At 58.4% G+C, this 13,549-nt stretch carries 10 protein-coding genes; 6 read left to right on the forward strand and 4 right to left on the reverse strand.

Annotated elements, in window-relative coordinates:
* Window positions 1-58 precede the first annotated feature (58 nt).
* Together KUL77_RS03615 and KUL77_RS03620 are read left to right on the forward strand one after the other, a co-directional pair.
* Window positions 59-3,031, forward strand: coding sequence for a TonB-dependent receptor (locus KUL77_RS03615; protein ID WP_297143748.1), 2,973 nt, complete (start codon window positions 59-61; stop codon window positions 3,029-3,031).
* A gap of 91 nt (window positions 3,032-3,122) precedes the next feature.
* Complete coding sequence (locus tag KUL77_RS03620) at window positions 3,123-4,475, forward strand: Gfo/Idh/MocA family oxidoreductase (protein WP_297143750.1); 1,353 nt, start codon at window positions 3,123-3,125, stop codon at window positions 4,473-4,475.
* 17 nt (window positions 4,476-4,492) lie between these two features.
* On the opposite strand, the gene KUL77_RS03625 is transcribed toward KUL77_RS03620, so the two are convergent.
* Window positions 4,493-4,963 (reverse strand): MarR family transcriptional regulator, encoded by a 471-nt coding sequence (locus KUL77_RS03625; RefSeq protein ID WP_297143752.1) that lies wholly within the window; start codon window positions 4,961-4,963, stop codon window positions 4,493-4,495.
* Between the two features lie 85 nt (window positions 4,964-5,048).
* Between KUL77_RS03625 and hppD the strand changes: the two genes are divergently transcribed.
* Genes hppD through nhaA form a run of 3 tightly spaced genes read left to right on the forward strand, consistent with a single transcriptional unit; the run spans window position 5,049 to window position 8,704 of the window.
* Complete coding sequence (hppD, locus tag KUL77_RS03630) at window positions 5,049-6,134, forward strand: 4-hydroxyphenylpyruvate dioxygenase (RefSeq protein WP_343231530.1); 1,086 nt, start codon at window positions 5,049-5,051, stop codon at window positions 6,132-6,134.
* Between the two features lie 20 nt (window positions 6,135-6,154).
* Window positions 6,155-7,450: a homogentisate 1,2-dioxygenase gene (hmgA, locus tag KUL77_RS03635; protein ID WP_297143754.1), complete on the forward strand. Its 1,296-nt coding sequence runs from the start codon at window positions 6,155-6,157 to the stop codon at window positions 7,448-7,450.
* A 36-nt stretch (window positions 7,451-7,486) separates the two neighbouring features.
* Window positions 7,487-8,704, forward strand: a complete 1,218-nt coding sequence (gene nhaA, locus KUL77_RS03640) for a Na+/H+ antiporter NhaA (RefSeq protein ID WP_297143757.1) — start codon at window positions 7,487-7,489, stop codon at window positions 8,702-8,704.
* Between the two features lie 2 nt (window positions 8,705-8,706).
* Here nhaA and KUL77_RS03645 read toward each other — a convergent pair whose 3' ends face one another.
* Complete coding sequence (locus KUL77_RS03645) at window positions 8,707-9,654, reverse strand: universal stress protein (protein ID WP_297143760.1); 948 nt, start codon at window positions 9,652-9,654, stop codon at window positions 8,707-8,709.
* A gap of 177 nt (window positions 9,655-9,831) precedes the next feature.
* On the opposite strand from KUL77_RS03645, the gene KUL77_RS03650 reads away from it, so the two are divergent.
* A complete protein-coding gene (locus KUL77_RS03650; protein WP_297143763.1) occupies window positions 9,832-12,735 on the forward strand; it encodes a TonB-dependent receptor in 2,904 nt (967 codons plus the stop codon).
* Window positions 12,736-12,817: 82 nt separating this feature from the next.
* On the opposite strand, the gene KUL77_RS03655 is transcribed toward KUL77_RS03650, so the two are convergent.
* Both KUL77_RS03655 and KUL77_RS03660 read right to left on the reverse strand, forming a co-directional pair.
* Window positions 12,818-13,102, reverse strand: coding sequence for a hypothetical protein (locus KUL77_RS03655; protein ID WP_297143766.1), 285 nt, complete (start codon window positions 13,100-13,102; stop codon window positions 12,818-12,820).
* A gap of 78 nt (window positions 13,103-13,180) precedes the next feature.
* Window positions 13,181-13,549 carry a hypothetical protein gene (locus tag KUL77_RS03660; protein WP_297143769.1) on the reverse strand — a complete coding sequence of 123 codons (369 nt, stop codon included), beginning with the start codon at window positions 13,547-13,549 and terminating at the stop codon, window positions 13,181-13,183.

Here is a 13,549-nt window from a genome sequence, read left to right on the forward strand (position 1 = left end):
CATCTTGTTTCAACCACCCCCATTTTCAGCCGTTCGGCTGATGAATAAGGATCGCTTTATGTCTTCGCACCGCCACCAACGTCGTATCGCCCTGAACGCTTTAACCGTTGCCATGTTCGCTGCCCTTGCTGCAGGCCCGCTGTCTGCGCAGCAGGCCAGTTCCGAGGCGGGGAAAAAGTCGGATCAGGTCACCGAGCTTGAGCGCGTTCAAGTTACCGGCTCCAACATCAAGCGCACCGATACCGAAACCGCCTCACCGCTGCAAATTGTAACGGCCAAGGAAATTGAAAACATGGGTGCGCGCACCCTGCTGCAGGTACTCGATAACCTACCGGCGGCGCGTCCGGCGCAGCAGGACTCGAAGTCGCTGTTCACCGGCTCCGACGGCGCTTCGCAGGCCAATCTGCGCGGCCTTGGCGCGCAGGGCACCTTGGTGCTGCTGAACGGTCGTCGCCTGTCCTACTACGGCGCGCCTGCGGGTTTCCAAACGCAGTTCGTCAACATCGACGCGATCCCGGCCGCCGCCATCGAGCGCATGGAAGTGCTGACCGATGGCGCGTCCGCCGTGTACGGCACCGACGCGGTGGCGGGCGTGATCAACGTGATCACCAAGCATGAGTTCCAAGGCTTGGAAGTGAACGTCACCAGCGACGTATCTTCACGCGTCAGCGCTTATGGCGAGCATCAGGCCAGCATCACCGGCGGCTTCGGTAACCTCAGCGATGATCGCTACAACGTCTATGCCAGCGTCAATTTGTACCGCCGTGATCCGATCACGCTGGGCGATTGGTACGACAAAAAACCGGCTCAGTTCTACGTCAATAACCCGAATTACATCAAAAATTTCCGCTTTGAAGACGGCAGCGCTCCGGGCGTGTTCAACCCCGGCAGCTATTACGCATTTGATGCCACCGGCAAGCAAGTGTGGGAAGCCGCGCCGGGCTGCAATAACGTTGCAGCCGTGTCTGGCGGCAACCGCTGCGTGTGGCAGACATGGATGAATAACGAGATCGACGGCGGCGCCAAATCCGAACGCATCACCGCCTATGTCAACGCGCATTTCTTGGTGGGTGAAACCAGCGAAATTTTTGCCGAAGCCACCTATACCGATATCGATCTAACCGCCAATGGCGGCACCCCGCGTACCTTCTACAGCACCGCAGGCAGCCCCAGTACGTGGTATTCGGCCAATACCGGCACCACGGTCAATAGCTTCCTCACCCCGTTTCTTGGGCCGAACAACGTTTACAACCACGCCAGCGACGAAATGAAGGCGATGATGGGCGGCGTGGTCGGCCTGTATTACTTGCTGCAAGACGTCGGCGGCAACCACTTCGGTCAGCGCAATACCGACAAGAGTTACCGTGTCCTCGGCGGCGCGCGCGGTTTCTTTGGTGACTGGAGCTGGGAAACCGCACTGGCCAGCGCCGGTACGCATTCCACCACCTACCAGACCGTCAACGTCAATCTGAAAGGATTTGAAAAAGCCTTCGGCCCGTACACCGTAGATCCGACCACCGGCCGCGTGATTATCGGTGACAACCCGGCGTACAAGTTCGGCGAAATTAGCGAAGCCAATGCCGCGCTGATCCGCGAGGCCTTCCCAACCTTCGACATTCAATCGTGGACGCGCCTGCACACCTTCGACGCCAAGGTAGAAGGCCCACTCGCCGAATTGCCTGCGGGCGAAGTGCGCGCGGCATTCGGTATCAACGCCACCCGCGAAACCTTCTTCACCCCCGGTAATAAAGATGCCGCCGACGGCTTGATCACTCAGCAGGGCGGCTCGTGGTTCAACGGTGCGCGCAATACCTACGCGCTGTTTTCAGAAGCCGTAGTGCCGCTGACCGAAAAGCTCGAACTCGATGCCGCGCTACGCCTCGACAAATACCCGAACTTCAGCGCTAACCTCGCACCAAAAATTGGCTTGAAATATCAGGCAACATCTAACCTCATTCTGCGCGGCACCTATTCGCACGGCTTCCGCGCGCCCAGCCTGGCCGAGTCCGGCAGCGGCGGCGTGTATGCCCAGCTGGGTGGTTATCGTGATGAGATCCGCTGCAATGAAACCAATGCCATTGCCAATCTGCTACGGCAGTCGAGCCATGCGGGTGATAAAGATCTAGGCAACTCGCTGCTCAATGCCGATTGCGGCCGCACCGTGGCGCGCATGACCCAGCCGAACCAAGATCTGCAGCCGGAAAAGGCCAAGATCGCTACGCTTGGGTTTGTATATGAACCGGCCAAGTGGCTGTCGGTCTCGGCGGACTACTGGTTCATTTACCGCCGCAACCAGATCGCCGCGCCCGACTATAACCGCCCAGAAGATGTGATCTCGACAACACGCGGTGAGATCACCGACGCCGATCGCGCCAACCTTGCCGCGCTGCAAGCGATGTGCGCCGACCCAAGCAGCGGTGTCACCTGCCCCAGCGTATTGCCGGGCTATAGCGTGGGCAACGTGCTGAGTGTGGTGGGGCAGTACAAGAACCAGGGCAAGACCTTGGTGGATGGCTTCGACATCGATGCGCGCAGCCGCTTCTCGCTGGGTGAGTGGGGAAGTTTGAATATGGGCCTCGCCGCCACCATCGCCCGCCGCAGTCTTGCCTATTACGACAATGACACAGGCTGGAGCTACGGTAACGCGATTGGCTATTACGGAAACTCACGCCTGCGCGCCACCTTCAATACCGACTGGAACTATCAAAACTTCACCACCAGTCTGTTTGTGAACTATGTTGGCCCCACCAAGTGGGCTTGGGATCAGATCGACGAAGCCGATAACAACACCGGCACCTGCACAGGCAGCTATGTAGCGGCGGCTCCCGGCCAGTGCGATGGCGCGCCGTCGTGGTGGACAGCGAACCTGTCGCTGAACTGGAAAGCCACAGACAAATTGAACGTGGGCTTCACCGTGAAGAATATGTTCAACCGCCTGCCGTTCTACGATCCGAACGATTGGATGGCCTTCTCCAGCTATGCCAACAACTTCGGCCGCGGTTATAGCCTCACCGTGGGTTATAAGTTCTAAGCCTACACTTGTTTTACATTGAGTCGGCCCCGTCTCGTGCGGGGCCGCTCTGCATTGATGCGCTTCTTTTTGTAATAGGAATACCAACACCATGAAACGTAGAGAGTTCATTGCCGCCGGTGCAGCACTCGGGGCCAGTGGCCTGCTGCCCGCCTTCGCCAAAAAGCGTGATCGCGTGCGTGTGGCCATGATCGGTACCGGCATGCGCGGGCAGTCGCAGCTTGGGCCGCTGCTCAGCCGTGACGACGTAGAGTTGGTGGCGATCTGCGACACCCAACGCGTGATGCTGGATCAAGCGCAGGCGATCATCGAGAAAGCCGGGCGCCGCAAGCCGAAGGAATACGGCGGTAATGGTGATGTCAACGCGTGGAAAAAGTTGCTGGCACGCACCGATCTCGACGCCGTGTTTATCGTTACGCCGTGGGAATGGCACGCGCCGCAGTCGATCGCGGCGATGGAAGCCGGTATTGCCGTAGCCTGCGAAGTCGTGGCCGGGATCACCCTGCAAGACCACTGGGACGTGCTGCGCACCCAGCAGCGCACCGGCACTCCTTACATGTTGCTAGAAAACGTTTGCTACCGCCGCGACGTGCTGGCCGTGTTGCAAATGGTGCGCGCCGGGCTGTTTGGTGAATTGATCCACATGCAGGCGGGCTATCAGCACGACCTGCGCGGGGTGAAGTTCAACTCGGGCAACCCCAACGAGCCCTATAACAGCGGCGTGGAATTCGGTGACAAGGGCTTCTCCGAAGCGCAGTGGCGCACCCAGCATTCCATTACCCGTGATGGCGAGCTCTACCCCAGCCACGGCATCGGCCCCTGCGCGATGTATGCCAATATCCATCGTGGCAACCGCTTCACCCACGTCAACGCGTTCTCCACCAAGGCGCGCGGGCTGCACGATTACATTCTCAAGCACCCCAAGGGCGGCCCCAATCACCCGAATGCGCAGGTCAAGTTCAAGCTCGGCGACATCGTCACCACAACGCTGCGCTGCGAAAACGGCGAGACCATCATCTTGCAGCACGACACTTCGCTGCCGCGTCCGTATTCGATCGGTTTCCGCGTGCAGGGCACCGACGGTATTTGGATGGACCTCAACCGCGGCCTCCATATCGAAGGCAAGAGCCCTCCGCACAAGTGGGAAGATGCGCAAAAGTATTACGACGAATACGACCACCCGCTGTGGAAGAGGTATGCGGAAAAGGCCGCAGGCGCGGGCCACGGCGGTATGGACTGGTTCGTGGTGCATGCTTTTATCGAAGCATTGAAGGCGGGTGAGCCGATGCCGATCGATATTTACGATGCGGTGGCGTGGAGCGCCATTACCCCGCTGTCGGAGCAGTCCATCGCCGAGGACTACAAGACCCTGGCCTTCCCCGACTTCACCGAAGGTAAGTGGAAGACGCGCACGCCGATTTTTGCGTTAGACGGCCGCTACTAACGGTAACGGTTGGCACATTAGACAGCGCGTGATGCGCTGTCTTCCGCGTGCAGCTCCAGCTCATCCAGGCGATCCAAGAGGCGGAACAGCAGCGTGCGTTCCGCCTCGCTCATTTTATCGAGGATGAGTTTTTCAAAGCCCATGGCCAATGGCACGATCTGGTCGTAGATCACATAACCTTTTTCTGACAGCCGCAGCACCGAGCGGCGACGGTCGTCTTCGTCGAACTCGCGCAGCAGTCGGCCGGTTTCTAATAGTTTGGCCACCGCGCGGCTCACCGCCACCTTATCCATCGCGGTGCGCTGCGCCACTTGGTTGGCGGAAAGATCCGGGTAGCGCCCCAAGATGGCCATCACCCGCCATTCGGTGACACTCAGCGCAAAGCGCTGCGAATACTCGCGCGCAATCGCTTCAGAGGTGCGGTTAGACAGCACGCTGAGGCGGTAGGGCAGGAAATTTTCGAGTTCCAACGTGGCGCGATTTGACATGGATAAATGATGTTTAAGGACGGGGACTTGAAACAGTTGCAAGTGTAACCATAGAATGCAGATTGTTGCCGCTCAGGAGATCCGCATGAACGCAGCCCCTAATCTTGGCATGCAGCCCACCACATTCGACAACCCCATGGGCATTCACGGCTTCGAGTTTGTCGAATATGCCGCGCCCAAAGGCCAGTCTGAAGCTATGGCCAGCTACCTACGTACGCTGGGGTTTACCGCGATTGCCAAACACCGTAGCCGCGCCATCACTCTGTTCCGTCAGGGTACGATCAATTTCCTGTTGAATGAAACAGAAAATTCGTTCGCCTCCGATTTTGCCGAAAAACACGGGCAATCGGCATGTGGGTTTGCCATTCGCTTCAAGAAGCCTACCAGCGAAGTGCTGGCACATGTATTGGCCAATGGGGGGGAGGAGGTCAGCTTCAAGCCCGAAACTGCGGCGGTGCAAACGCCGGTGATCAAAGGCATTGGCGATTGCATGCTGTATCTGATCGACGATAGCAGCAACGACATCTATACCGATTACGTGCCGCTACCGGGTGTGGATCAGCACCCAGTGGGCTTTGGCCTGACCTTCATCGATCACCTCACCCACAACCTTTATGTGGGCAATATGCAGAAGTGGTCGGACTATTACGAGAAGCTGTTCAACTTCCGCGAGATCCGCTATTTCGACATCAAGGGCAGTAAAACCGGCCTGCTGTCGAAGGCCATGACCGCGCCCGACGGCGTGGTGCGTATTCCGCTGAATGAGTCGTCCGACGACAAGAGCCAAATCAACGAATACCTGCGCGCCTACCACGGCGAGGGCATTCAGCATATCGCGCTGTTCACCGACGATATTTATGACTCGGTGGAAAAAATGCACGCGGCGGGGGTGCAGTTCCTCGATACGCCGGACACCTATTTCGATGTGATCGACCTACGCATTCCCGGCCATGGCGAAGACGTGCCACGGCTGCGTAAAAATTCGATCCTGATCGATGCCGACATGGAAACCAAAAAACGCCTGCTGCTGCAGATCTTCACCCAAAATGCGTTTGGCCCGATCTTCTTTGAGATCATCCAGCGCAAGGGCAATGAAGGGTTTGGTGAAGGCAACTTCCAGGCCTTGTTCGAATCCATCGAACGCGACCAGATCAAGCGCGGCGTGCTGTAATTTCCCAAAAGGATCAAACGATGCAATCCAACGGCTATCAAACGGGGTTTGGCAATGAGTTTGCCACCGAGGCGCTGCCAGGCACGCTGCCGGTGGGGCGCAATTCGCCACAGCATGTCGCGCATGATCTGTACGCGGAACAGCTCACCGGCACCGCGTTCACCGCGCCGCGCTATGCCAACCGCCGTAGTTGGCTGTACCGCATCCGCCCTGCGGCGGTGCATGGTCGTTTTGAACCGTTTGAACAGCCGCGTTTTCATAACGACTTTGGCACTGGCCCGGTCACGCCCGAAAAGCTGCGCTGGAGCCCGCTGCCCATGCCCGAGCAGCCGGCAGACTTCATCGAAGGCTTGTTCACCGTGGGCGGCAACGGTGGCCCGGCGGCGGCGAGTGGTGTTGGCATTCATGTGTATGCGGCCAACCGCGATATGCACGAGCGCTTCTTCTGCAATGCCGACGGTGAATTTCTGATCGTGCCGCAACAAGGCCGCCTGCATATTGAAACCGAGCTGGGCGTGCTGGATGTGGAGCCGCAGGAAATCGCGGTAATCCCGCGCGGGATTCGCTACCGCGTCACCCTGCCCGATGGACAGGCGCTCGGCTACGTTTGCGAAAACTTCGGCGCGCTACTGCGCCTGCCCGACCTTGGCCCCATTGGCAGCAACTGCCTTGCCAACCCACGCGATTTTCACTACCCCAATGCGGCCTATGAAGATGTGGATGGCCAATTTGAACTGCTGACCAAATTCCAAGGGGGGCTGTGGCGCAGCGACATTGGCCATTCGCCGCTGGATGTGGTGGCGTGGCACGGCAACTACGCGCCGTACAAATACGACCTGCGCCGCTTCAACGTGCTTGGCTCAATTAGTTTTGACCACCCCGATCCGTCGATCTTCCTCGTGCTGCATTCGCCCAGCGATACGCCCGGCACCAGCAATGTGGATTTTGCGATCTTCCCGCCGCGGATTTTGGCGATGCAAGACACCTTCCGCCCGGCGTGGTTCCATCGCAATGTGGCCAGCGAGTTTATGGGACTGGTGCACGGCATTTACGACGCCAAGGCCGAAGGCTTCCTGCCCGGCGGCTGTTCGCTGCACAACTGCATGACCGGCCACGGCCCGGATGCCGCTACTTTCGAGAAAGCCAGCGCGGTAGACACCAGCAAGCCGGACTATGTGAAAGATACAATGGCGATCATGTTTGAAACGCGTGCGGTCATTCGCCCTGTGGCGCAGGCGTTAGACGCGTCGCACCGGCAGATGGATTACCCAAACGTGTGGATGGGGCTGCGCAGGCGCTTTACACCCGGCGCGTAACCTTCTGTACAAGTGGAGTCGTTATAATCGGGCGTAATGAATAGTTCCCCGAGCGTTTTAGCGCGCGCTGAGCGTTTTTTCAGCGCCTTTTTTCGAATGCAGTCAGCCAGTGGTGTTTTGCTGATCGCAGCTTCGATATTGGCGATGATCGCTGCCAATTCATCACTGGCCGAAACTTATGTCGCGCTACGCGATACGCCGGTGGGTAGCGGCACGTGGGCAAAGTCACTGCATTGGTGGGTCAATGACGTACTGATGGTGATCTTCTTCCTGCTGGTTTCGCTCGAGATCAAGCGCGAAGTGGTGTCCGGCCAATTGTCCGACCGTGATCAGCTGATGTTGCCGGTGGTGTGTGCGTTTGCAGGTGTCGCCGTGCCAGCGCTGCTGTTTACCGCGCTCAACTACGGCAACCCCGAGACCATGCGCGGCTGGGCCATTCCCACGGCCACCGATATTGCTTTTGCGCTGGGGGTGCTGGGGCTGCTCGGCAAGCGCGTGCCACTGGGAATGACGCTGTTGCTCTCCACCATCGCTGTGGTGGATGACTTGATCGCCATTGTCATCATCGCCTTCTTTTATTCGCAGGGTCTGCATTGGGGCATGCTGCTGGGTGCAGCCGTGGTGGCCTTAATCATGCTGGCTCTGAATCGGCGCAAAGTCACCTCACTGGTGCCGTATCTGCTGCTGGGCGTGCTGCTGTGGTTCTTCGTACTGAAATCGGGCGTGCATGCGACGGTGGCGGGCGTGATCACCGGCTTGATGATTCCGCACGTGGACAAAACCAACGCTATTGACGATGCGGTAGAGCATTCGCCACTGGAGACACTGGAGCACGCGCTGCACCCTTGGGTGGGCTTCGGAATTCTGCCGCTGTTTGCCTTTGTCAATGCGGGGTTGGCGCTGGCAGGGCTGCGCGCCGAACATTTGATGGCGCTGCTCCCGGCCGGTATTTCGCTTGGGTTGGTACTCGGCAAGCCGGTGGGCATTGTGGGGGCGGCCATGGCCATGCGCGCGCTGGGGTTTGCGCGCTTCCCGCAAGGTATGGATCTGCGCAGCATGCTGGGCATGGGCATGCTGTGCGGCATCGGTTTTACGATGAGTTTGTTCGTATCGTCGCTGGCGTTTGCCCAGCAGCCGTTGGAATTTACCGAAAGCGTGCTGGGTGTGCTGGGTGGGTCACTGGTGGCTGCGGTGCTTGGCATGTTGTGGCTGTCGTGGACATTGCCGAAGACGCCTACAGTTGCGCGCCCCTAGGCTTAGCTGCGCTGCGGGCGCACGATCAATAGGTCGGTACTGACCGTTTCCAGCAGGCGCTCGGCCACGCTGCCCATCAGCTTATCCATCAAGGCGGTACGGCCATGCGAAGCGATCACGGTTAGGTCGGTGGGGGTTTCGCGTGCGTGTTCGCGCAGTAGCCGCACGGGGCCGCCGGCGCGAATGGCACTGGTCCAGCCGCTGTCGGCTTGGTCTAAAGTCGAGGCAAGGTAATCGCTAGCTTGCTGCTTGGCTTGCTGCTGCAGTACGGAAAGTGCCTGCTCACGGGGCGCGTCGTTTAGCGCAAGCGTGGCGAGGGGGATGGTGTAACCGTGCAGCAGCGTGCGCCGCGTGGCATCTGCAAACCAACGGGAGCATAGGCGCAGCGCATCGCTGGCGTCTTTCGAATAATCGCTGGCAAGGGTGATTTGTTGGTACGGTGCGCGCACGCGCTGATTGACCGCAAGTACCGGCACTGAGGCGTGGCGCGCCAGCCAGCGCAAAGTCGAGCCGGGGTCCATCCGCATCACTGCTTCGCTGCGCGAATTGCCGGTAATGATTAATCCACAGCCATGGCGCTGAGCAGTTTCCGCGGCCACCGGCCCCGGAAAGCCAATTTCCACCACCACGTCCACCGGAACACCCGCATCTGCAAAGACCTCGCGTGCCTGTTGCAGTAACAGGTCCTTCGGTGAAGGCGCCGCTGCGTGCGCGTCGTCGGCCTCTTCTTGCGCGGCATTGGGGCGAGCGAGTAGAACGTCATGCGACATCGCAACCGCTACCACCAGCTTGGCCTGCCAGTACTGAGCCAGTTGAATGGCGCGCGCCTGCGCACGGTCCGAACGCGCCGAGAGGTCGGTGGCAAGAAGAATGGCAGAGGGCTTGGCGGGGAAGTCCATGTAGAGCAGGCACTGTTGAGGGTAGGGGCCAGTGTAGCTTGCTTGTGTCATTGGTTGGAGATCGGGAATTGTTAGCGGGCGCTTAACATTTCGTGCGACCTGTGCTAAAAGTCACTTGTGCTTTCAGGGGGCACTTAAGAGGTCAGCAAGTGCTCAGTTTGCATAGTGTGCAAAACACGGACTGTTGTTCTTCATCATTCCTAATCAGTAACTGGGGAGTTACATCAAATGAAATCGAATAGATTGCGTGATGCGATCATGGCTGTCTTGATCGGCAGCATTGGCTTTATGGGTACGGCTGCTGCACAGCAGGCGGATACGAAAGAAACCGCAAGCCAAGAAGCCGCTAGCCAAGCGAAGACGCTCGATACGATCACGGTGACCGGGTCGCGCATCAAGAGCCAAACATTCACGGCGTCCAGTCCCATCACGGAAGTGAACGCGGAAGAGTTCAAGGTTTACGGTGCTACCACTGTTGAAGATTTGGTCAACCAGTATCCGCAGATCGACCTGAGCTTCGACAACTTCGCAAATAACGGATCCTACGGTCACGCGACCATTTCGATGCGCGGCCTGGGTCCGGAACGTACCTTGACCTTGGTCAACGGCCGCCGTTTACCGGCCAGCCGCAACGAAGTGACCGACCCGTCGATTATCCCGGCGGCGGCGATCAAACGAGTGGACATCCTGTCGGGCGGTGCCTCGGCAGTGTACGGCGCGGACGCCGTGGCGGGTGTGGTCAACTTTATTTTGGATGACAAGTTCGAAGGCGTGAGCCTCAACTACGGCTACTCCGCGTACCAGCACAATAACGACAATAAGGAAATTCAAGCGCTTAATGATGCGCGCGGCTTCCCTTACCCAACCGGCAACTCCGGCTTTGACGGCATCAGCCGTAGCGCCGATTTGGTGATTGGCGGCAGCTTTGCCGACAATAAGGGTCACGCAATGGGGTGGCTGACGTGGCGCGAGAACGATGCGCTGTACCAAGGGCAGCGCGACTACTCCGCTTGCGCGGTGTGGTTCGATACCCCCGCTTGCGGTGGTTCCGGTACAGCCGATCCGGGGCGCTTTACGGTGGCCCAGTACGCCAATGGTGCGGTGGTTCCGTGGGCACAAAAGGATAAGAACGCCAACTACATCTACAGTGGCGGTCAGTACGTTAACGGCACCTACGTATATAACTACGCACCGATCAACTTCTATCAACGCCCTGATAAGCGCATGACCGCAGGCCTGATGGCTAGCTATGAAGTCAACGAGCACTTCACCCCGTATATCGAAGCGATGTTCCTTGAGCGCACGTCGGATATGCAGATTGCTGAATCTGGTGCCTTTGGTATGCCGATCGTGGTGGACTGCACCAATCCGCTGATTGGCACACTGTGTGCCGATGCTGGTGTGACCACCGCGCAAACCCGCATTACCATGTGGAAGCGTAACGTGGAAGGTGGCCCGCGCGCGCATCGCTCCGAGGACAGCACCAGCCGCATCACGGCCGGTGTCCGCGGCTACATTCTCGATTCGTCGTGGAGTTACGACGCTTCGGCGGTGTTTGGCCGGACTTCGACTGTTGATATTGGTAACAACGACTTCCTGAACACCCGTATCGCTGCTGCCGCAACGGGTTGTAACGATCCTGTTTATGGCACCTTCCCGGGCTGCCAACTGTGGAATATCTGGACCGATAGCATTACTCCGGAAGCTGCGGCTGCGATGGCGGGCACCAGCTTTAGTATTTACAAGACCACGTATCGGGCACTGTCTGCCGAAGTCAATGGTTATCTTGGCTGGGGCTTCCCGAGCGCTGATGGTGAAGAGATCGGCCTAGCTGTGGGTATGGAGCGTCGCGACTACTCCTACACCACCGAATATGACGGTGACTCGCGTGCCGGCAACTTTGCCGGTGCCGGTGCTGCGGACCTGCCTGTGGATGCACGCAATACGGTGACCGACTTCTTCCTCGAAGCGGCATTGCCGGTTTATGTGGGTGAAGGGCTGTTCAATCGTCTTGACGCTTCGCTGGGTTATCGCTACTCAGACGACGACACCTCAGGCACCTATGACACCTATAAAATGGGTCTGAGCAGTGCGCTTTGGGACAATAAGCTGTTGCTGCGCGCCGGTTATAACCGCGCCGTGCGTGCTCCTGGGCTGAATGATATGTACTACCCGCAGCGTATCGCCCTAAGCGGTAGTGGTACTGATCTTTGCGCTGGTCCGGCCCCGACCTACACAGCGGCTCAGTGCGCCCTGACGGGCGTTCCGACCTCGATGTACGGTCTTGTGCCGAAAAGCACGGCGAACCAGTACAACGTCAGGACGGGCGGCAACCCAAGCCTGAAGCCGGAAGTGGCCGATACCTACACACTCGGTTTCGCCGTTGAGCCGATCAAGGACTTGAACCTGTCGTTGGACTGGTACAACGTCAAGGTCGAAGGTGCGATCGCAGGTATTGGTTACAACACCATCCAGATCCTGTGCATGGAGCAAAGCCTGTACTGCGACCGAATCCATCGCGATGCTCGCTCGGGTCAGTATGACCTGTGGGTGGGCTTGGCTTCGGATCCGGGCACCGGTCACGTCAACAACCTCGCCGGTAACCTCGGTGTGTACAAACGCTCCGGTCTTGATTTTTCGGCAGCTTATTCTTTCGATCTCGGTCCGGGTCGTTTGAATACCAGTTTGGCGGGTAACTTCATTCTGAAGGACTTCACCCAGACACTGTCCAGTGCACCGAGCACGGCTTACGACTGTAAGGGCTTGGTCAATGACACCTATATGTGCCAATCACCCAAGTGGCGCCATATCGCCTCGGCGCGTTACTCGTGGGGGCGCTACACCGCAGGCCTGCGCTGGCGCCATATCGCCAGCATGGACTACAAGGACGTAGATGGCACCCAGTTGTCGGATGTCATTTGGCTTGGGAAGGGCGTGCCTTCGTTCAACTACATCGATCTGAGCGGCAGCGTGAATGTTGGGCCGGCGGTGGTGAACTTTGGCGTGAACAACGTGTTCGACAAAGAGCCGCCTTTCGTCGGTGACAGCGGTCTTGCCGCCAACGCCAACGCCTTGGGCGGATACGACCAAGTGGGTCGTTATATCTTCGGTAGCATTACGCTGAAGTTCTGATCAACGCGGTAATTGTTTTAATGTAGAAAAAGGCGGCGGGTTTCGACCCGCCGCCTTCTTTTGTAGCGGCCTTTCGGCTAATTCAACCGCCTTGCCCATCTTTGGGTATCGGCTTGCTGTCCATCTCACGCTTAAGCTCCTTACCCGCTCTTTCGCGGGCCTCCCATTGCTCTGGCGTCAAGCACACGCGTTTCTTCATGCGGCTGCCGGTGACCTCTTCGGATTGGCAGACCTTGCCGTTTTGTTTATCGGGTTTGCTGGGCTCGTGCTGTTCTGCTGCTTGCGGCATAGCGTGTGCGGTTCCAAGTGACAACAGCGCGGTGATTACTGCGGCCAACAAGATGCGATAGCTGGGTTGAATAGACATGGTTGAATCCTTAGAGACATTGAGTGATAGGGCCGGTGCGGCGTATGTCGCGTTGCGCACGCAATCATCCCCATGTGGTTACCGTATGCGACGTACTCGTAACGTCACGCCGCTGGGGGTAACCAAGACATAGCCGGAAAGAAGGCCTTTACGCACCTCTACAGGGTCACCTGGCTTCACATGGCCGCCGCTGCTTGACTCTGTCATCGTCCAAACCTGCCCGTTTTCAAGATTGAAACTGCGCTGCCCGCCGCTGGCATAGTCAACCGTGGTGATCCGGCTCTCGACATGTTCTGGAGAGGCAGATTGGCTTGGAGTGAGTGCAGCATCTCGCGGCTTATCTAAGCCAAAAGAGGCGCGTGCCTTGGCCTTTGCGGCTTCGATCACTTCAGGTGGTGGTGGATATGCCTTGTCGTAGCAGGCCAGTCGCGCAGCAGGTTCGGGCAC

It is taken from the genome of Thermomonas sp., from assembly GCF_019104945.1.
Taxonomy (GTDB): domain Bacteria; phylum Pseudomonadota; class Gammaproteobacteria; order Xanthomonadales; family Xanthomonadaceae; genus Thermomonas.